At 38.2% G+C, this 19,553-nt stretch carries 18 protein-coding genes, 1 tRNA gene, 2 pseudogenes and 1 riboswitch; of the genes and pseudogenes, 19 read left to right on the plus strand and 2 right to left on the minus strand.

The features are described 5' to 3' along the window. The first annotated feature begins 1,677 nt into the window (after positions 1 to 1,677). The 13 genes and pseudogenes from B2V22_RS06500 (at position 1,678) to thiW (ending at position 13,006) form a co-directional block, all read left to right on the plus strand. The gene (locus tag B2V22_RS06500) at positions 1,678 to 3,705 is read left to right on the plus strand and encodes a DHH family phosphoesterase (protein WP_290491250.1); all 2,028 of its coding nucleotides are present in this window, start codon (positions 1,678 to 1,680) and stop codon (positions 3,703 to 3,705) included. A 2-nt stretch (positions 3,706 to 3,707) separates the two neighbouring features. Then, on the plus strand, positions 3,708 to 4,160 hold the full coding sequence (gene rplI / locus B2V22_RS06505; RefSeq protein ID WP_290491252.1) for a 50S ribosomal protein L9: 453 nt from the start codon (positions 3,708 to 3,710) through the stop codon (positions 4,158 to 4,160). 118 nt (positions 4,161 to 4,278) lie between these two features. Next, complete coding sequence (dnaB, locus tag B2V22_RS06510) at positions 4,279 to 5,670, plus strand: replicative DNA helicase (protein WP_290491254.1); 1,392 nt, start codon at positions 4,279 to 4,281, stop codon at positions 5,668 to 5,670. 18 nt (positions 5,671 to 5,688) lie between these two features. Next, positions 5,689 to 6,981: an adenylosuccinate synthase gene (locus B2V22_RS06515; protein WP_290491256.1), complete on the plus strand. Its 1,293-nt coding sequence runs from the start codon at positions 5,689 to 5,691 to the stop codon at positions 6,979 to 6,981. 328 nt (positions 6,982 to 7,309) lie between these two features. Continuing rightward, the gene (locus B2V22_RS06520) at positions 7,310 to 7,522 is read left to right on the plus strand and encodes a heavy-metal-associated domain-containing protein (protein WP_111856435.1); all 213 of its coding nucleotides are present in this window, start codon (positions 7,310 to 7,312) and stop codon (positions 7,520 to 7,522) included. A 24-nt stretch (positions 7,523 to 7,546) separates the two neighbouring features. Continuing rightward, positions 7,547 to 7,942, plus strand: a pseudogene (locus tag B2V22_RS08505) (copper ion binding protein); the annotation flags it as partial. Between the two features lie 324 nt (positions 7,943 to 8,266). Continuing rightward, positions 8,267 to 8,602: pseudogene (locus B2V22_RS08510) on the plus strand (heavy metal translocating P-type ATPase); the annotation flags it as partial. Between the two features lie 152 nt (positions 8,603 to 8,754). Continuing rightward, positions 8,755 to 8,827, plus strand: a tRNA-Lys gene (locus tag B2V22_RS06530). Positions 8,828 to 9,013: 186 nt separating this feature from the next. Next, a riboswitch (TPP riboswitch) is annotated at positions 9,014 to 9,102 on the plus strand. A gap of 128 nt (positions 9,103 to 9,230) precedes the next feature. Further along, positions 9,231 to 9,797 (plus strand): ECF transporter S component, encoded by a 567-nt coding sequence (locus B2V22_RS06535; protein ID WP_290491259.1) that lies wholly within the window; start codon positions 9,231 to 9,233, stop codon positions 9,795 to 9,797. Next, positions 9,794 to 11,149, plus strand: a complete 1,356-nt coding sequence (locus B2V22_RS06540; protein ID WP_290491261.1) for an ABC transporter ATP-binding protein — start codon at positions 9,794 to 9,796, stop codon at positions 11,147 to 11,149. Before B2V22_RS06535 ends, B2V22_RS06540 begins: the two co-directional genes overlap by 4 nt. 6 nt (positions 11,150 to 11,155) lie before the next feature. After that, positions 11,156 to 11,818 (plus strand): energy-coupling factor transporter transmembrane component T family protein, encoded by a 663-nt coding sequence (locus tag B2V22_RS06545; RefSeq protein WP_290491262.1) that lies wholly within the window; start codon positions 11,156 to 11,158, stop codon positions 11,816 to 11,818. Then, complete coding sequence (gene tenA, locus B2V22_RS06550) at positions 11,818 to 12,513, plus strand: thiaminase II (protein ID WP_290491263.1); 696 nt, start codon at positions 11,818 to 11,820, stop codon at positions 12,511 to 12,513. Before B2V22_RS06545 ends, tenA begins: the two co-directional genes overlap by 1 nt. Then, positions 12,503 to 13,006: an energy coupling factor transporter S component ThiW gene (gene thiW, locus B2V22_RS06555; RefSeq protein WP_290491306.1), complete on the plus strand. Its 504-nt coding sequence runs from the start codon at positions 12,503 to 12,505 to the stop codon at positions 13,004 to 13,006. The genes tenA and thiW overlap by 11 nt, the downstream gene beginning before the upstream one ends. Before the next feature lie 117 nt (positions 13,007 to 13,123). On the opposite strand, the gene B2V22_RS06560 is transcribed toward thiW, so the two are convergent. Together B2V22_RS06560 and B2V22_RS06565 are read right to left on the minus strand one after the other, a co-directional pair. Continuing rightward, a complete protein-coding gene (locus tag B2V22_RS06560; RefSeq protein ID WP_290491264.1) occupies positions 13,124 to 13,639 on the minus strand; it encodes a type 1 glutamine amidotransferase domain-containing protein in 516 nt (171 codons plus the stop codon). Positions 13,640 to 13,919: 280 nt separating this feature from the next. Then, entirely contained in the window at positions 13,920 to 14,564 is a 645-nt protein-coding gene (locus tag B2V22_RS06565) for a deoxynucleoside kinase (protein WP_290491266.1), read from the minus strand. 169 nt (positions 14,565 to 14,733) lie between these two features. Between B2V22_RS06565 and B2V22_RS06570 the strand changes: the two genes are divergently transcribed. From B2V22_RS06570 to B2V22_RS06595, 6 genes are all read left to right on the plus strand, one after another. Continuing rightward, the gene (locus tag B2V22_RS06570; RefSeq protein WP_290491268.1) at positions 14,734 to 15,510 is read left to right on the plus strand and encodes a threonine/serine ThrE exporter family protein; all 777 of its coding nucleotides are present in this window, start codon (positions 14,734 to 14,736) and stop codon (positions 15,508 to 15,510) included. Then, positions 15,510 to 16,034, plus strand: a complete 525-nt coding sequence (locus tag B2V22_RS06575) for a threonine/serine exporter family protein (RefSeq protein ID WP_290491269.1) — start codon at positions 15,510 to 15,512, stop codon at positions 16,032 to 16,034. Before B2V22_RS06570 ends, B2V22_RS06575 begins: the two co-directional genes overlap by 1 nt. 128 nt (positions 16,035 to 16,162) lie before the next feature. Continuing rightward, positions 16,163 to 17,344, plus strand: coding sequence for an alpha/beta fold hydrolase (locus B2V22_RS06580; protein WP_290491271.1), 1,182 nt, complete (start codon positions 16,163 to 16,165; stop codon positions 17,342 to 17,344). 90 nt (positions 17,345 to 17,434) lie between these two features. Then, positions 17,435 to 18,259: an immunity protein Imm33 domain-containing protein gene (locus B2V22_RS06585; protein WP_290491272.1), complete on the plus strand. Its 825-nt coding sequence runs from the start codon at positions 17,435 to 17,437 to the stop codon at positions 18,257 to 18,259. Positions 18,260 to 18,298: 39 nt separating this feature from the next. After that, positions 18,299 to 18,673 carry a CidA/LrgA family protein gene (locus tag B2V22_RS06590; protein ID WP_290491274.1) on the plus strand — a complete coding sequence of 125 codons (375 nt, stop codon included), beginning with the start codon at positions 18,299 to 18,301 and terminating at the stop codon, positions 18,671 to 18,673. Next, complete coding sequence (locus B2V22_RS06595) at positions 18,666 to 19,358, plus strand: LrgB family protein (protein ID WP_290491276.1); 693 nt, start codon at positions 18,666 to 18,668, stop codon at positions 19,356 to 19,358. Before B2V22_RS06590 ends, B2V22_RS06595 begins: the two co-directional genes overlap by 8 nt. The last annotated feature ends 195 nt before the right edge of the window (positions 19,359 to 19,553 follow it).

A 19,553-nucleotide genomic window follows, 5' to 3' on the forward strand; every position in this document is an offset into this window, starting at 1 on the left:
TAGCTGGGTATTTCTTTCCAAATCATGTTTAAAGAGAAAAAGTATTAGTTCTCACCGTACTAAGTCAATATTAGATAAATTTGAATTAATTATTAGTCACTCGTGGCTGATGCTATAGTTTTTTAGTTTATAAATTACAATGTTTTATAGTTATTCACTATGTTTACTTTAAAAAAGTTTTTTTATAAACACTGATAAAATTATCCTATTTTCGTATGTTTCACGTGAAACAATCGTCCAAAAAAAATTTATTAGTATTATTCTGATGTAAATAGAAGTTTTTTTAAGATTAATAGGACTTATATATAGGAAAAGGTAATGGTAATGGTAATGATATGTCAATAATAGTGGTAAAAGATTAATGCAGTATATCGAGTTTTCTGTGATATAAATACTTATTTTTTAGATGCGCAGCAGGCGGCGGGGGCGGGCTATATTAAAAAAATTCTATAGTAGTAAACCACAAGTAACTTCAATTAATTTTAGATTTAATAGATAATGCCATGTGTTGATGTGTTGATGTATTGATGTGTTGAGTAATTAGTAGTACCCAATAGCTTGTAAGTTAGATTTCTAATTAACATAGAATTGACTAATCATATGGTGTGCTCTGTTGATTTAAGATCATATAGCAGCTACTTCAATAAACTTAAAGTCAATTTGATCTTGATGATGTTTCACGTGAAACATCATTCATAGTCGGGTTATTCCAATATCCATTCATAGTAACAATGAGAGATTCTATGTAGTATTGCATTCATTTAATTGTAATGATATCCGTTAGTTAATCATTAAACTATTACGGTACTAATAAACTAAACTATCAGCAGAAGCCTATGATTATTACAAAGATTTACAAATTTGTATCCCTCTTTTTCTTATGTTATCAATGATAGTTGGTATAGCTAATAAATAATGAATGCAGGTAATGATGAAAAAGAAAGATTTGACTCCACACATTCTAATTTGCAACCAGCTACTGGATAGTTACTTTCATTCATCACTTTGATGTGCGATGAATAAATAGCTTCTAGTGAGAGTGGATAGGACGGTATAAAAATCAATTCACTTTAGGAAAACTTGCTATGCGGATAAGTTAAAGCTAAGGGGAGTTAATAGAATGACATATGTCATCATTAGAAGTATTTATTAGTGGACTGTGAGAAGATTTCCGTATTGGAAAGAATAAACATTATAAAACAAGCAATCTTGAGGATTCGCGATATTTATATGAATGTTTCACGTGAAATCTTCATATGGAGTATTCTTAAAGAAGTTTTGACTTTGATATTATTAATAAGACATGATGGTAGCGACTTAAAGGGGAGCTATATTTCTTTTCTACTTACTTATTGTGATAAAACATTCATATTTCGCTCCCAGAAACAACATCAAATCTACTGTAGGTGCTTATCTATTTTCAAAATGCATAGACAATAGAGTTTTAGATTAATTTTATAAGACATAGGATTTTTATAGAATATGGACATATTACAATTTTTCATTCAGAACTCAATAGTTCCATTATGATTAGATATTATTTGATTGTTTCACGTGAAACAATATATAAGAACATATGTTTGTAAAAACTTAAAATATATAAAAATGATTGTTTTTTAAGATTGTGTTAAAATGGTATATGTTAAAATATCGAATTTTGACCTAAAGGAGATTATTATGAAAAGAGAGAATTGGCAGTCTAAAATTCCTTCTTTCTTATTGAAGTCGGCAATTATATGGCCACTTATTATTGCGCTATTATTATTGATTATCGTGATTGGTCTTAGTGCAACAGTTAGTTTACAAATGGGTTTTGTAATTGTTAGTTTGATTGTTGTTGTGATAGGTTTGCTTGGTTTTGCTTTGGTCCAGATGTTAACCGCTTTGAGTGAATATATATTAGGATTAGGTAACCAGATTAAATCTGTGCAAAGTGAAATTTTATTGAAGATGCCTATCGGTATTATTGTCTTCGATGAAAATGACCCAACAATTGAATGGGTAAATCCCTTTTTACAAAAGTACTTCTACCAGAAGGAAATCATTGGCTTAAATATAAATGATTTAGATGAAGAGATTTTTGAATTGTACAAGGAATTTCAGGAAGACCCGTCATTGAAATCTAAACGATTTCAGTGGAAGAATGCACATTTCGAGGTCACTTATTTAAGGGATGAGCATGCTATGTACTTTATTGATGCAACCAAGTACGGGGTTATTGCTGAGAATGCTGACCTTGGGCGTATTGTCATTGGTCATATTGTGATCGATAATTATGATGAAACGGTATCTTCAATGAATGATAGAAGAAAATCTACGATTGACAACTTGGTAACGAGTGACTTGTCTAAGTGGGCTAAAAACTATGATTCTTACATTAAACGTTTGGATGATGATCATTTCTTACTGGTATCAACTTATGGTCAGTTGTCTCGAATGGAAGAGAACAAGTTTGTGGTCGTTGATAACCTTCGTGAGAAGACATCAAAGGCTAATACGCCATTAACAATTTCTATGGGGATCTCATACCAAGAGAAAGATGATGTTATTGATGTGGATGATATTTCTGACCAAGCACAGTCAAACTTGGACCTTGCGCAAAGTCGTGGGGGTGACCAAGTCGTTGTCCGTACTAAAAATCAAAAAGCGCGTTATTATGGTGGTAAGACGAACCCGATGGAGAAACGTACACGTGTGCGTTCACGTCAAATCGCCAATACTATTTCAACAATGATTCAAAATACATCTTCCGTATTCGTTATGGGGCATGATTACCCAGATATGGATGCTGTTGGTGCCTGCTTGGGTATTCGTCGTATTGCTCAAATGAATAATCAAATTTGTTATGTGATTATCGATGAAAGTCGTATTAATGATGATATTGAACGTTTATTGGTAGAACTTCGTAAAGATGAATCAATTGCGGAGTCAATCATCTCGCCTGAACAGGCAGAAGAGTTGATGGCACAGGATTCATTATTATTCTTGGTGGATGTGCATCGTCCGTCAATTACCATTGCACCAGACTTGATTACACCGAATAGACCTGTTATTATTATTGACCACCACCGTAAGGGTGAAGAAGTGCCGGATAATGTATTGTTAGAATATATTGAGCCTTATGCTTCTTCTGCAAGTGAGTTAATTACAGAGTTTTTCGAGTATCAAAATCAAGAAAGTGAACCAATCAAACGAATTGAAGCAACTGCTATGTTAGCGGGTATGATTGTGGATACACGAAATTTCTCTCTCCGTACAGGGTCAAGAACTTTTGATGCGGCTAGTTACTTAAAATCTGTAGGTGCTGATTCATTTATGATTCAAAACCTATTGAAAGAGGACTTAACGGACTATATTAAACGTAATCAATTAATTGAAAATGTTGAATTGATTTCTGGCAATCTGGGTATTGCTAGTGGTGGAGATGACGATGTCTATGACTCAGTTACGGCTGCTCAAGCAGCGGATACTTTGTTATCTATGCGTAATGTGGATGCGTCTTTTGTGGTTTACTTAAGAGAAGATGGTCGTGTAGGTATTTCTGCACGTAGTCTTGGAACGATTAATGTTCAACGTACAATGGAAGAGTTAGGTGGCGGTGGTCATTTATCGAATGCTGCTACACAAATTTCAGATGTGACTGTCTCTGAAGCAGTAGACATGTTAAAATCTGTTATTATGGATAAAGATGAGGAGGATGAATAATTATGAAGGTTATTTTTCTACAAGATGTTAAAAATCAAGGTAAAAAGGGTCAAGTAAAAGAAGTCCCTAATGGCTATGCACAAAACTTTTTATTGAAAAAAGGTTTAGCTAAAGAAGCCACAGCAAGTGCTGTTTCTGCGCAACGTGGTAAAGAAAAAGCCAACGAGAAGCAAGCGCAAGAAAAATTACAAGAAGCAAAAGATTTAAAAGCGAAAATCGAAGACGAAAAAACAGTTGTAACGATTAAAGCTAAGGGTGGAGAAGATGGCCGTTTATTCGGTTCAGTCCCATCTAAACAAATTGCTACTGCTATGTTGAAACAATACGGTATTAAATTAGATAAACGCAAAATGGACTTGGACGAACCAATCCGTTCATTTGGTTACACAAATGTACCAGTAAAATTGCATCATGAGGTTGAAGCTACTATTCGCGTACATATCGTCGAAGAATAGGGCTAGTCTACCTATATATTGGAGGCTAGGATGGATTCCTGGCCTCCTATTTTATTCAATTTTTATATCAATGTGCTTATGTTTTTTAGTATAATAGTTAGGTGATGGAGGTGCTGATTTGGCGGAGAATTTAGATCATACAACACCGCCTCAAAGTATAGAGGCTGAGCAAGCTGTGCTCGGTGCCATCTTACTTGATTCCGATGTGTTCATTTCAGTGCTGGAGTATGTTTCTGCCGATGATTTTTATAGTCGTGCAAACCAACTTATTTTTGAAGCGATGGAAGAACTGAACCGGGATGATGAGGCTATTGATGCGTTGACGGTTCAACAAAAATTAAATAACATGCATATGCTTGAGAATGTTGGCGGCTATGAGTATATTTTCCAATTGGCAAATGATACGCCGACTGCAGCGAACGCGGAATACTATGCCCGCATAGTTGAAGAGAAGTCTTTATTGAGAAAGCTGATTCAAGCTTCTAATAAGATTGCCCGCGAGAGTTTTGAGCAAGAAGAGTCAGTATCTGTCATTTTAGATGAGGCTGAGAAGTCTATTTTAAACGTAGCAGAGAACCGAAATCGAAATGGGTTTATCCATATTCGAGATGTCGTGTTCGAGTCTATGCAAAATTTAGATGATTTATCTAAAAATGGTCAGGATGTAACTGGTATTCCAACTGGTTACCCTGATCTAGATGCGATGACAGCCGGGTTGCAACCAGAAGAGTTGATTATTCTGGCAGCACGTCCGGCCGTTGGTAAGACAGCCTTTGCTTTGAATATCGCACAGAATGTGGCGACTAAGCAAGATGGTGTTGTCGCAGTCTTTTCTTTGGAGATGGGGGCTGGATCCCTGGTAAATCGTATGATTTGTGCGGAAGGTAGTATAAATGCGGGTCATTTAAGGACTGGACAATTAACTGAAGATGAATGGTCAGATTTGATCGTTGCTTCAGGGGCGCTATCAGAAGCGGATATTTATATTGATGATACACCAGGTATTAGGGTAACCGAAATCCGTTCTAAGAGTAGGCGTCTACTTAAAGAACGGGGGCGGCTAGACTTAATTGTGATAGACTACCTTCAATTAATTGAGGGGTCTGGTAAACGAAATGAAAACAGACAACAGGAAGTATCTGATATTTCGCGACAATTAAAGAAAATCGCCAAAGAATTACACGTACCTGTAATCGCCTTATCTCAGTTATCACGTGGTGTGGAACAGCGACAGGATAAACGTCCCGTCCTTTCTGACATTCGTGAGTCGGGATCGATTGAGCAGGATGCGGATATCGTCGCCTTCCTATATCGTGATGATTATTACGAACGTGGCGAGGGCGAAGATGATGATGGTGGTAGCGAACCGAGATTGGAAGATAATATCGTAGAGGTTATTATCGAGAAAAACCGGTCCGGTGCGCGTGGAACAGTGAAACTTATTTTTACAAAAGAATTTAACAAATTCTCATCAGTGAGTTTTAGAACTGATGACGAAATGTTTGCATAACAGAGAGGAAAATCATTTATGTCAGGGATTGTCGTAGTAGGTACACAGTGGGGAGACGAAGGTAAAGGTAAAATTACCGATTTCCTAGCCAAAGATGCATCTGTGATCGTACGTTACCAAGGTGGGGACAACGCAGGTCACACGATTCAATTTGACGGCACCAAGTACGCATTACACTTAATTCCATCAGGTATCTTTTCATCTGAGAAGTTATCTGTCATCGGAAACGGCGTTGTTGTAAACCCGAAAGCATTGATTAAAGAATTGAATTACCTAAAGGACCATGGCATTGATGTGAGCGGCTTACGTATTTCAGATCGTGCCCATGTGATTTTACCTTATCATATTGAGTTGGACCGTCTTCAAGAAGAAGCTAAGGGCGACGACAAGATTGGTACAACAATTAAAGGTATTGGACCAGCTTATACTGAAAAAGCTAGCCGTAGCGGTATTCGTATGTGTGACTTATTGGAAAAAGATACTTTTGCAACGAAGTTAAAAGCCAATCTTGATTATAATAATCAAATTATTACCAAAATCTATGGCGGTCAACCTTTAGACTTTGAAGAAGTCTATGCCGAATACTACGCTTATGGCCAAGAAATCAAAGGTTATGTAGCAGACACTTCAGTGATTATTAATGACTTCTTAGATCGCGGCGAAAATGTGTTATTTGAAGGTGCTCAAGGAAACCTGTTGGATATTGACCAAGGGACATACCCTTACGTTACTTCATCTAATCCAGTTTCAGGTGGTGCGACAGTTGGTACTGGTGTTGGACCAACACGCTTTAATAAAGTTGTGGGTGTAGCGAAAGCTTATACTTCTCGTGTTGGTGAAGGTGCCTTCCCAACTGAATTATTTGATGCAGTTGGTGATCAAATCAGAGAAGTTGGGCGCGAATTTGGTACAACTACTGGCCGTCCACGCCGTGTGGGTTGGTTCGACTCTGTTGTGATGCGTCACTCTAAGCGTATCTCTGGATTAACTGATTTATCATTGAATTCAATTGATGTATTGTCAGGGTTAGAAACTGTAAAAATTTGCGTTGCCTATGAAACAGCAGATGGTACACGTATTGAACATTATCCAGCTAGTTTGCAACAATTAGCTGAATGTACACCAGTTTATGAAGAGTTACCAGGTTGGTCTGAAGATATTACTGCTTGTAAATCTTTAGAAGAATTACCAGCAAACGCACGTCAATATGTTGAACGTGTATCGGAATTAGTTGGTGTAAATATTGCGACATTCTCTGTGGGTCCAGACCGTACGCAAACAAACATTTTAGACGATATCTGGAATAGCTAATTAGATACAACATTTATAAGATATTCACAAGCGGGGCTTTGATAGTCCTGCTTTTTTCTTTTAAGTAATTATCAAAGTTTAGATGAAATTGAAATGATTTGCACTTACGAAACTAGGAGGGAAATCAAGCATTAGTAGGAGTAGTTTTAGATGAGTCAAATTGATGATAAAAAATTCACTATATGAGCTAGTTAGCCTTCATTATTTCAGGAAATTAAAAAATGTTGACTTTATCGTTGACAAGTGTAATCAGTCGAGGTATATTTAGTTTATTAAGATTACAAATGTAAACAAATGAAACACATACATAAACAAGGCGCGATTTAACATGAATACGAAAACTTATTTAATTCCAGATATGTCGTGTGCCCACTGCAAGGCGCGTATTGAAAAGGAAGTAACTGGCTTAAAAGGTGTTGAAGTGGCGGATGTACCGGTTGAAAGTAACGTTCTAACGGTCCGATTTGATGATCAAGTAGTAGATAGTGCGGCCATTGTGGCTGCTGTTGCGGAAGCGGGCTATACAGCCAACCCGCAATAATTTTCGTCTAAAGGAGAATCTATAATGAAAGATACTTATACAATTGAAGGCATGACTTGTGCATCCTGTGCGCAAGCGGTCGAGAAATCGGTCGCCAAGTTAACGGGCATGGATGCTGCGAATGTGAACTTGGCAACTGAAAAGTTAACGGTTACTTATGACAACCAACAAGTTTCAGAGGCTGATATCACTCAGGCAGTTGAGAATGCAGGTTATAAGGCGGTGAAGAATTTATCGGTGACTAGCTTTGAAATTGAAGGGATGACCTGCGCGTCTTGTGCCCAAGCCATTGAGAAATCGGTAAGTAAATTAGCTGCTGTTTCCTCGGTGAATGTAAATTTAGCCACTGAAAAAATGACAGTAACCTTTGATGAGGCGGCCTTAAATGTTTCTGATATTGTCCGTACAGTTGAAGATACGGGCTACCAAGCTAAATTAGGAACCAGTGAACAGGAGGGGCCTAGTCAAGCTGAGCGTCAAAGCGCCCATATCCAAGCTTTATGGCGTCGCTTTTTGTGGTCTACCATATTTACTGTGCCTTTACTTTATATAGCAATGGGTCCCATGCTACCCTTTGGCGGTTTACCCTTACCTGAATTCTTGAATCCAATGACCAATGCCATGAATTTTGCGGTCATTCAGTTGTTGCTGACCTTACCAGTTGTCTATTTGGGACGCGACTTCTACAAAGTGGGTTTTAAAGCCCTCTTTAAAGGACATCCCAATATGGACTCTTTGATTGCTATTGGGACAGGGGCAGCGCTTGCCCAAGCCAATGTCGGAATTGCCATTGGTTCAGGGACTGATGTAGCCATTGAATCAGCAGATATTGTCTTGATGCGTAGCGACTTAATGGACGTACCAACATCAGTTGAGTTGAGTAAAGCAACTATTCTCAACATTAAACAAAATCTCTTTTGGGCCTTCGCCTATAATGTAGTTGGGATTCCAATTGCCATGGGTATCCTCTACCTGTTTGGTGGCCCATTACTAAGTCCTATGTTTGCTGGTGCAGCCATGAGCTTGAGTTCAGTTTCTGTGTTGTTAAATGCCCTTCGCTTAAAGTGCTTTAAAGTATAGTTATAAAAAGTTTGATACTTAAAATAATTAGCCATCCTTTTTTTGAGGGATGGCTATTTAGGATAAATATATATTTTTTAAGTACAATGCCTTGAAAGATTCCTTGATTGGGTGTAGAATTTTAGTATTGTATTTGGCAAATTAATGAATTTGGACTGATAGCTCAGTTGGTAGAGCAACGGACTCTTAATCCGTGGGTCCAGGGTTCGAGCCCCTGTCGGTCCATCTTATAAAAGGCGTCGTATCAGAGTTTATATACTTTGATGCGACGCTATTTTTTATAAAAAGTTGACCGGAAAATAATTGATAAACATAAATATTGCTATGTAAAATTGCATAACTCAAATAATAGTTATTTTTAGGTTTCCTTTTTCATATCGATATGGTAATATCGAATATAAATGAATATAGTAGTGACATTTGGGGTGCGGAAAGCTGAGATTATACCCATTGAACCTGACACAGTTAATACTGGCGAAGGGAAATGTAAAAATGTTTATGATACGAAAACTATTGGACCAAGTGTGTCTGTATAGTTTATTAAAGTGTTTAAAACAAGTAGTAAATTCACTTTTGCTCACCCCTTATGCCTCTATTTTTTTAAAATATAGGAAAAGGGGTTTTTTTGATGGAAAAATTTAAATGGGCCTTGCCCGACGTCATCTTTTTAGCATTTTTAGCTTTCTTATTTGGCGCTGTATTTATGGGAGCAGGTGTCCTGTATGCCGTTTTAGTGTCCCTATTAACACCGTTTGGTTTAACGCCATTTGCCAATGAAATCTTATTTGGTATGTGGACGATTGCGGCGCCAGTGGCGGGTATGTTGATTCCGAAAGTAGGCAGTGCCTTGTTAGGTGAGGTCTTTGCCGCCCTTGCCGAGATGCTTTATGGGTCATATTTTGGGGCTGGTGTGTTACTTTCTGGCTTAATTCAAGGACTGGGTACTGAAGCGGGTTTCTTTGTTACCAAATACGAACGCTATGATACGACTACTTTAGTTTATGGTGCCATTGGGACAACGGTATTTAGTTTCGCCTTTGAATTCTTCAAATTTGGCTACGCGACTTATAGTCTTGGTTTCGTTGTGGCTTTATTCTTAGTTCGTCTGATTTCAGTAACATTTTTCGGTGTCTTTCTAACTAAACAAATCGTTAGCCTATTCAACAGGGTACAAGCTAAAGGACTTGCCCAATGAGTGCCTTAGTACAAATTAGGGACTTGATCGTCCGAAAAAATGAGACCGTCATCCTAGACAGGATTTCTTGTGATTGGCATCTAGGCGATTTTATCTTACTGACAGGTGATAGTGGTAGCGGGAAAAGCACCCTCATCCATACGCTAGCTGGCTTCAATGGTGCTAGCTTTCAAGGGGATGTTGTAGTGGATGGCCAGCGGATGTCAGACTATACCATTCCAGAAAAGACCCAAAGAATTGGGTTGATGTTTCAAAATCCGGGTCAACAATTTACCATGCGTACCCTGGAACGAGAATGCTTCTTTGCCTTAGAAAATTGTGGTCTACCTTATGACCAGGCCAAAGTGCGCTTAAATCAAGCGGTTGATGATTTGGGTATCAGACATTTATTACAGCAAGACTTGATGACCCTGTCAGGTGGAGAGAAGCAGCGAGCGGCCTTAGCCATCTTGATTGCAGTCAATCCACCAGTTTTCTTATTAGACGAACCCTTTGCATCAATTGACCCATCATCTAGACTCTTCTTGATTAACATGTTGGCGAAATTAAGACAACAAGGCAAGTTGATTGTGGTGGTAGACCATGAGTTGACTGACTATAAGGGACTCATCAATCGATTCTTTATCATGCGAGACGGGCAACTTTCTGAAGCAGATGCAGCCGATTTGCCGGAGAAAGCGCCTATCCCATTGTTGACTAGGCGTCAAGCTAGCAGCGAATCAGCTTTCACCTTGGAAAATATTGCAATCAAACAGGGCGAAAAAACCTTGCTTAACCAAGACAAATTCATTTTTCAGAAGGGAGTATCCACCCTAACTGGCGATAATGGGGCGGGGAAATCGACTTTATTAAAGTCTATGGCCCAGTTCCACCCTTACAAGGGCAAGATGCGGTTTCAGGATCGGAGACTTTCAAGTTTTTGGGGCAAAAAAAGCTTATATGAATCGCTCACCCTGGCTGTTCAAGATGCAGCCCAACAATTTGTGACGTTGGAAGTGGCGAGTGAGTTACGCTTTCCAAATGACGATGCTAGTGAAATTCGTGACCGACAGATGCAGGCACTTGAAGACTTGCATATCAGCCAGGTTTTAGATCGAAGTTTATATCATTTAAGCGAAGGGCAGAAGAAGATGGTACAATTAATCGCCTTATTGAGTCTAGACCACCAGTTTTTAATGCTAGATGAGCCTTTTGCGGGTTTGGACCAGAAAGCCAGTGATTACTTTGCGGATTGGATTGAAGACAAGAAAAGAGATACGGATTTCTTGATTGTGTCTCATCGCCTTGGCCCGCTGGAAGGTGTAAGTGATCATCATATTCACTTGTCCAATCAAGTGCTAAAGGAGGTTTGATAGTTGATGGAAGAGAAGAAAACAGCGATTCCAGCTATTTTGGCCTTGGTATTCTTGTTCACGATTGAAATATCTTTTACCTATTCGGTTTGGCTGAATATTTATGTCTTATTGATGGTTGTAGCCTACTTAGCTATTAAAAAACGGTTTGGTGTACTGGTATTTTTATTAGCCCTACCTTTTATTCCTGCCATAACCACTTTTTGGTCGGTCTATATCCAAGGAAGTGGACTAGATGACGCTTGGGTATTATTCACTAGAACCTATGCCTTTGCGGCTTTAGGAATAGGGTTTATGGTTGCGGTTGACTTACAAGATTGCTTACTAATTTTTGAACAGTATAAAGTGCCGGCTATTTTTATCTATGGCTTGTTGGTTGTGATACATGCTGTGCCTGAAATTCAAAGGGAAATCAAGAGTATGCATGATGCCAGTTTATTAAGGGGGAAGAAATTATATCCATGGTCACCTCTCTATTATGTGAAAGTGATCTTTCTAGCCCTCAATTGGCGGGACCGGTATGCAGAAGCCATGTATTCTAGAGGTTTCTCTGAAGACCAGCCGCGCCGCCAGTACCGTCAATGGAAAATGTCTACACCAGCTATTGTTTTATGCATGAGTTTAATTGTCGTCGGCAATATGATTATGAGATTGGAGAATATGATTTAATGGAGAATACTTTTACAGAAATCGCCCGCAGTCAAACGAGACCCTTTTGGGAGGGGAGTTTCAAACATCCTTTTATTTTGCAGCTACAAGATGGGACGTTACCTATTGAAAACTTCCGTTACTATTTAATTCAAGATGCTTATTATTTGCGTCACTTTTCAGCACTTTATGAGAAAGTAGCGGAAATTACTGAGGAGCCTGCGTTAAAGACGCAGATGCTTGAAAATGCCGGCCATTTAGCGGAAGGTGAATTAGCCATCCGTGCAAACTTTTTTGAAGAATTGGCGGTAACGGATGACGAATTAAAAGGAACCGGCGTTGCGCCAACTGCTTACCACTACGTGTCACATATGTACCGGCAGTTAGTGGAAAATAATGATGCGATTGCGGCGGCTAGTTTATTGCCATGTTCTTGGCTGTATTTTGAAATTGGTCAGCGGTTAAAACAATTAAACGTGACTTCACCTGTTCCAATCTACCAAAGATGGATTGAGACATACGGCGGGGAAGAAGCAAGTGAGGCTATCGAAAAGGAATGTGCCCTATTGAACCGTCTGTACGCTGAGTCTAGTCAGGAAAACAAGGAGAGTATGGTTTCCGCATTTGTCATAAGTGCTAGAATGGAATTTAATTTCTGGGAAATGGCTTTTAATTTTGAAACTTGGCCGGAGGGTATCCAACATGATGACAAATAATAAAGTACAAAAAATGACGATCTTAGCCATGATGATAGCCATGGATGTTGTCCTTTCACCACTATTTCGGGTGGAAGGGATTGCCCCAATGTCTAGTGTCATGAATGTGATTGCTGCTGTGTTGATGGGTCCTATATACGGGACAGTGATGGCACTCGCATGTGGGATTCTCCGGATGATCTTGTTTGGGATTCCACCGCTAGCACTTACTGGTGCCGTATTTGGGGCCTTTCTGGCTGGTGTGGGTTATAAATGGATGAATACATATCTTGGTGCCATAATAGGCGAATTTATTGGAACAGGCTTGATTGGGTCCTTACTCTCTTACCCAATCATGGTCTGGTTTACAGGGTCTGCCCAAGGTATGTATTGGTTTGTCTATACACCGAGGTTTATCATTGGGGCATTATCAGGGTCATTAATTGCCTACCTAGTCCTGGTCAGAATAGACAAAGTGCCTTATATTCAACGGGTCAAGAAAATATTTGGCTAATAAGTTGAAGGCACAAAAAACTACCTTTTGCGAGGTAGTTTTTTTTCTATAAACAGTGTTATCAAAAAAAGCGCTACACCTATTCAGGTGCAACGCTTGCTTTCGGCTAATTATCATTTATTTCAATGCATCGACAATAGCTTGATCAAATGCAGGTAAGTCTTCAGGCGTACGACTTGAAATTAATTTACCAGCTTCATCGATTACAACTTCTTTATCATAGAAATTTGCACCAGCATTTTTTACATCAATTGCCACTTGTTTGACTGCGGTAATGTCTTTACCTTTTAAGGTTTCGGCATTGACCAATAATTGAGGACCATGGCAGATGGTGAAAATCCATTTATTATCATTATCGAAATGACGCACAAAGTCTAACATACGCTCATCTGCGCGTAATTGGTCAGGAGAGTAACCACCTGGAATGAACAATGCATCAAATTCTTCAGCTTTCACTTCATCAATAGCCTTTTCAATGGTTACTTCCGTTCCATCTTTTACACCTTGAACAGTTTCCCCAGCCTTAACACCAATAGTTACTACATCATGTCCTGCTGCTTCTAAGGCTTTCTTTGGTTGAGTATATTCAGAGTCTTCAAATAAGTTTGCTAATACAGTTGCAATTTTTGCCATAATTTATAGCCTCCTTAAGCTTTGATACTTATATCATAAAGGATATATCCATAGCATGCAAAGGATATGCATTATATGATATTTAACTGATCAATATTAAAGAACAATTTCCATTATATTGGTTAACAAGCTAATATTGGCATGTTAACCATATATTCTAAGGTAAGTTCATATATTATTTCATTAGTTTTTACCGCGCCACAACTTCCGTGGCTATTAGAATTTATATGGAAGTGATTTAACAAAGTAAAAAAAGCTCAAGTGGTAATAATTATAATGATCAATTCTTTTGGAGTGTTGCCCACTTATCTTGAATTTTTTTCGCAACGATTTCTTGGTCCTTATTTGTTAAAATGTCAAATTTGCTAACATCAATGGCCATTTTAGCTGAATGGTCATAGTTTGCGTACCATTCATCGTATAAGGTGTGTAGTTGCTTATAGTAGGCTAGTAAATCTGGTCGCCCTTCTATTTGTTCGTATGGACGACCACGATGCTTGATTTTCTCAAGGACTAAATCGAAAGGTGCATGTAAGTAAACAAGTAATTCCGGTGATTGATTGGTTGATTCTGAAATTATACGAACATCGTCCATCATATTGGCCAATAAGTCTTGGTACAATTGCCATTCTACATCTGATATATTGCCGTTAATATTATTTACCTGAGTGAATAGAGCATCTTCATAAATTGACCGATCTAATATTGCACGGTCAAATTTCATCCCGCATTTAATACTTTTAACGCGTTGGTTTAAAAAGTAAATTTGCAGTGAAAAAGCATATTTCGCTGGTTCGCTGTAGTATGCATCCAAAATTGGATTTTCTGATACTTCTTCAAAAAGTGGTTCTGCTTGAAACATTTTTGCCATATGGTGGGTATAAGTAGTCTTACCAACACCGATCATGCCTGCCATGGTAATCATATTTAATTGCTCCTTCATCTAATTAGTCGGGGCAATTATAGCATAAATTTGGTCTGGCTTGGATTAGAAGACAGGTTGAAATAGGATACATTTACATGGAAAGTGGCATCTTTATTTGTTGATGACCTATGGTACAATAGCCGTGGATTATGAGAAAGGGTGGGTCAAAATGGTAGATTTAAATAAGAAAATTTTAGAAACGGCGCTGTTAGCTGGGCAAATAATGACAGAAAGTAATGCAGAGTCATACCGTGTTGAAGATACGATGAACCGTATATTAACAACATCAAATGCCGCATATGCAGTGGCAATCTCTCTTTCAACAGGTCTTTATATGACCCTTGATGACCCATCTTTTGGAGGTTCTGGGTTTACTGGTATTAAGAGAATTACACGCCGTTCTAACAATTTAAATAAAATTACCCAAGTAAATCATATTTCACGTGAATTAACTTCAGGTAATATTTCAATTGACGAAGCTTATGAGCGGTTACAGGTTATTCGGTTCCAGAAGCCCCAATATTCAAAATTACAAGTATCAATCGGGGTAGTGGGTTTAGCTGCAGCCTTCTGTTTCCTTTTTGGGGGAGGTATTAACGAGTTGATCTTGTCTTCAATTAATGGTTTAATTTTAGCCTTATTATACCGTCTAGTGGATAAATACTATATTAGTGAAGGTTTTTCAAATATTATTCAAGCGCTTGTTGTAACAGTAGCTGCTTATTTAATGCAAGCCTATGTATTATCGAATACAGATATCAATATTGTCATTATTTCTACATTGATGCCAATGGTTCCTGGAACGGCTATTACGAACTCCTTACGTGATATTTTTCACGAAGACTACATTGCGGGCGTTTCTAGAGCAACAGAGGCCTTCTTGAACGCCTTAATGATTGCCCTAGGCGCAGCACTGGGTCTTGCCTTGATTGGAGGTTTTTATTAATGACGGTGATGGATATTATTTTACAATTAATAGGTGCTTATGGGGTAGGTTTGTTTGCAATTTTAACGATTGAAGGGCCACGAAAAGTGCTATTTTGGACACCACTCATTAATATTGCTGGTTGGGGTAGTTATCTGATAAGTTTACATCTCGGTGGTTTTTCAGTAATAATGGCTACTTATTTTGGTTCCTTGGTTATTGCATTAATTTCCCAGATGTATGCGCGTATTTTTCGAGAACCGGTAACAGTTTTCTTTATTCCAGCCTTCTTCCTTTTTGTACCAGGAGGTGGCATGTACCGGACAGCATTAGCCTTTATTCAAGGGAATACGGCCCAAGGCTATACTGAACTAGGAAGTACACTGTTTACTGCCTTGGCTATTGCGCTTGCAGTTTATACATCTGATACCTTAATGCAAATTATTAATAAACAAAAATTCCCAAAATTTATCCGAAAAAACTATCGTGTGATACCTAAAGCAGCGAGGAAAACTGAAAAGAAAATCGAGAAAAATCTTAAATAGATTAGCCTGACTTGCTCTACTAATAACTAAAAAAAAGCTGATAATTAATTACCATTTCATTTTAAGGGCGTATGTGATTTGTCACTGCGTCTTTTTCTATATAATGATAGAAAGAAGGGGGAGATAGGATGAAAAATTGGCTTGTGTTGTTGGTAACCAGTGTTGTACTTACTGGTTGTGGGTTAAATTACCAGGATAAAGGTGCAGATTTGGATGCGCTAAGTGTGAATGAGGCAGTTACTAGCTTAGATGAAGAGCCAACCCTACTCACGGAAAATTTTGAGGCCAATGGAGAAGATTCATTGAGTCAATTTAATGCAAAATGGGCTGATTTACCGGCAGTTGAGCTGAGAGATTCAGGCATTCAAGAAAGTCATTTTCTGCGTTTGAATGGCATAGACCAGTATGTGTATGAGGTAGGTCAGGGTGAAGGATTACCGGTAGCTATTTTCCTCCATGGGGGACCAGGCTTTTCTTATACAAACCAAGCAGATACTTTAGTTGGGTTAGCTGATCAGGTGAATGTACTTTTTTGGGATCAGATTGGTGCGGGTCAAACTTATGAAGCAAATTCAAATGTAGAACCCAATATGGTCGATTTACAGGCTTCTTTAACAGATTTAGTTGCATATACCAAGGCTCGTTATGGGGTTGATCAAGTGGGCATTATTGGTCATTCATGGGGGTCGGCGTTAGGCGCCTCTTATGTGCTTGAACATCCGGATGATGTGTCTTTTTATGTGGGCATTGGGCAAGTGGTCACACCAGTTGAGGATGAGGCAGTGGCTTTAAGTCAGACGCGAGATTTGGCGACAAGTTTAGGGCGTCAAGATTTACTTGATCAATTAGGTGAGATTCCAACTGATTATCCAAACCCGGAAAATTTTTTGACTTTAGCTTATGAGGCGGCGATTTTACGGTCAGTTCAGCGTGAATTAGGATTTGGAACAGCTGATTTTGTCCAATATTTACCTTTATTATTAACCAATCAGGTGGATAAACTATCGGCAGGTGACCAAGAAATGTTGGACCGTATGTTACTCAACCAGCGCTTGTACCGAGAGTTATTAGCGACAGACATATATGCAATGGACCTTGAATTCAGTATGCCATTTTACCTGATTTCTGGGGAAAATGATATCCAAGTACCAAGAAGTCAGTCAGAAAAAATGATTGAAAAGGTTCAAGCACCGACAAAAGAAATGATGATTATACCGGATGCGGGGCATACCCCAATGATCGATCAAGAAACTGACTTTATAAAATCGCTAACAACCATTATAAACCGCACATTTTCGGCAAATGAATGATTATTTTTTGCCAATTTGTATGCTAAAATGGATAAGGACAAATCTATTCAACAACAACATTTGATCTACAACAATATGCGGAGGATAAATATGACCAAGCAATTGATTCCAAACGGCGGTAATTGTTTAGCTTCGGTAGCGCTGCTTGAAGGGAAGCAACCATTATTATGGGCCTTCCGTGAAAAGAGCTTGATGCCAAGTGATAGTGGTTGGCGTTTTTTTGCTGTGACGGATACGCAAACTGAAATTATGGACGGAAAGAGCGTACTTCTTGTCGATATTAATAAAATTGCTGAACTGGAACCAACTGTAGCGGGTATTTATTGGTATCCAGAAGGAGCTGATTTTCAGTTAGCCAGTAAAGATGGCAGCAAATATTTCGTGTACAACGATACTTTCGAAAGAGTAGTACCGGCAACCAACTACAAAGACTTACCACGTTCGTCAAAAGCCTTCGTACAACATTTTAATAAGGCCAAGGAAACATTAACCCCTAATGCCATGGCTGAAAACTTACAATTATCTGCTGAAAAAGTGGATATGCTAAAACTATTAGATTTAATGCATACAAGCGATGCAGAAAATCTATCGGATATAGAAATCTTTCTTAATACGGGTTTATTATTTGGCTTCGTAAATATGCGAAATAAAGCCCTACACATGACCTTAACAGATGGGCAATTGGATGATATCGTGGGCACTATGATGGATTACTTTAATCTAAAGCGAGAGAAAGCTAGTGCCTACGTTTACCATTACGCTAACTTAAAGCATGATGGGACAGCGGTTGCTGAACAACAACTGACGATGTATGGTGGCAAAATGTATGAGTGGTTAAAAGTTGACGACTTTCATGCAATCAAAAATGAGTATGCTAACCTCGTGATGCATCATCGCAAAGCCAAAATGGTTTAGCGAATTTTACCGAATCTAAACAGAATGGAGCTTTAAAAAGTGAAGTATTTTAAGCAAGCCTTTATTATTATTGTGATTACTTTAATCTCTGAAGTATTATCACACATATTACCTTTACCCTTGTCAGCCTCGATTTACGGCATGGTTATATTATTTATCTGCTTAATGACTGGTGTGATTAAGCTGGAACAAGTTGAAAATGTAGGTGAATGGTTAATTGCCGTGATGCCTGCTATGTTCGTAGTGCCAGGTGCTGGTTTTATTACCTCTTGGTCAAGTTTACAGCCGCATTTATTATCTTGGTCTATGATTATTTCGGTGACAACTATCCTTGTAATGGCCGTTGCTGGTCTTATAGCGCAATCACTACAAAAACGTCAGAATGCTAAGAATGGAGGAGAAAATAATGAATAGTTTATTTGATTTGTTCCCCTCATTCGGTTTATTTCTAACCTTAGGTGTATACATGATTGCCATGTGGATAAACAAGAAATTAAAAACACCTATTGCCAATCCATTGTTAATTGCAGTTATTTTAATTATTGCGATCTTAGTTGTTGGCAAGGTAAATGTTCCTGTTTACCAAGAAAGCGCGAGCTTTGTGTCTTATCTGTTAACACCAGCAACTATTTCTTTAGCTATTCCTGTATATAAACAACGGCACATTTTAAAGGAAAACTTCTGGACAATTATTATTACAGTTGTGGCAGCTATGATTACAGCCGTTGTGAGTGTCTTGATTGTCGCTGTTATCTTTAATATGGATGAAGAAATTTTACGTTCAGTGCTATCTAAATCAGTCACAACTGCCATCGCGATTGATATTACCGAAATAATTGGTGGTATTACACCAATCATTGTTGGTTCAGTTGTTTTGACGGGTATCTTTGGTGTTGTGGTGAACGAATGGATCTTCAAACTGCTAAAAATTGATTCATATTTTGCGCGTGGTTTAGCTATGGGTACTTCAAGTCACGCCATGGGTACAGCAGAATCAATGAAAATTAATGAACTCCAAGGTGCAATGTCTAGTATCGCCATGGTAATATCTGGTATTGTGATTGCCGTTTTAGTACCAATCGTTGCAAGTTTCCTATAAAAATTGGTAAGCGCTAGTTACTAAATATATTTCAAAAAGTGTTGTCTATATTGGACAACACTTTTTATTTATCTATGAAAATTAAAAATTATTAAAAATGAGATTTATTCTCATTTTTATTAGAAATAAACTACCCTTTTTCTCATAAATAGTGTTAAACTAATAGTATATTAATGAATCGTGAGAGGCGTTTAT

The organism is Aerococcus sp. UBA6277 (assembly GCF_002440555.1).
GTDB lineage: Bacteria > Bacillota > Bacilli > Lactobacillales > Aerococcaceae > Aerococcus.

Coding starts and splice junctions, on each gene's coding strand:
- B2V22_RS06500 (WP_290491250.1), top strand. CDS start 1,678: ATGAAAAGAGAGAATTGGCAGTCTAAAATTCCTTCTTTCTTATTGAAG.
- rplI (WP_290491252.1), top strand. CDS start 3,708: ATGAAGGTTATTTTTCTACAAGATGTTAAAAATCAAGGTAAAAAGGGT.
- B2V22_RS06515 (WP_290491256.1), top strand. CDS start 5,689: ATGTCAGGGATTGTCGTAGTAGGTACACAGTGGGGAGACGAAGGTAAA.
- B2V22_RS06520 (WP_111856435.1), top strand. CDS start 7,310: ATGAATACGAAAACTTATTTAATTCCAGATATGTCGTGTGCCCACTGC.
- B2V22_RS06535 (WP_290491259.1), top strand. CDS start 9,231: ATGGAAAAATTTAAATGGGCCTTGCCCGACGTCATCTTTTTAGCATTT.
- B2V22_RS06540 (WP_290491261.1), top strand. CDS start 9,794: ATGAGTGCCTTAGTACAAATTAGGGACTTGATCGTCCGAAAAAATGAG.
- B2V22_RS06545 (WP_290491262.1), top strand. CDS start 11,156: ATGGAAGAGAAGAAAACAGCGATTCCAGCTATTTTGGCCTTGGTATTC.
- tenA (WP_290491263.1), top strand. CDS start 11,818: ATGGAGAATACTTTTACAGAAATCGCCCGCAGTCAAACGAGACCCTTT.
- thiW (WP_290491306.1), top strand. CDS start 12,503: ATGACAAATAATAAAGTACAAAAAATGACGATCTTAGCCATGATGATA.
- B2V22_RS06560 (WP_290491264.1), bottom strand. CDS start 13,639: ATGGCAAAAATTGCAACTGTATTAGCAAACTTATTTGAAGACTCTGAA.
- B2V22_RS06565 (WP_290491266.1), bottom strand. CDS start 14,564: ATGATTACCATGGCAGGCATGATCGGTGTTGGTAAGACTACTTATACC.
- B2V22_RS06570 (WP_290491268.1), top strand. CDS start 14,734: ATGGTAGATTTAAATAAGAAAATTTTAGAAACGGCGCTGTTAGCTGGG.
- B2V22_RS06575 (WP_290491269.1), top strand. CDS start 15,510: ATGACGGTGATGGATATTATTTTACAATTAATAGGTGCTTATGGGGTA.
- B2V22_RS06580 (WP_290491271.1), top strand. CDS start 16,163: ATGAAAAATTGGCTTGTGTTGTTGGTAACCAGTGTTGTACTTACTGGT.
- B2V22_RS06585 (WP_290491272.1), top strand. CDS start 17,435: ATGACCAAGCAATTGATTCCAAACGGCGGTAATTGTTTAGCTTCGGTA.
- B2V22_RS06595 (WP_290491276.1), top strand. CDS start 18,666: ATGAATAGTTTATTTGATTTGTTCCCCTCATTCGGTTTATTTCTAACC.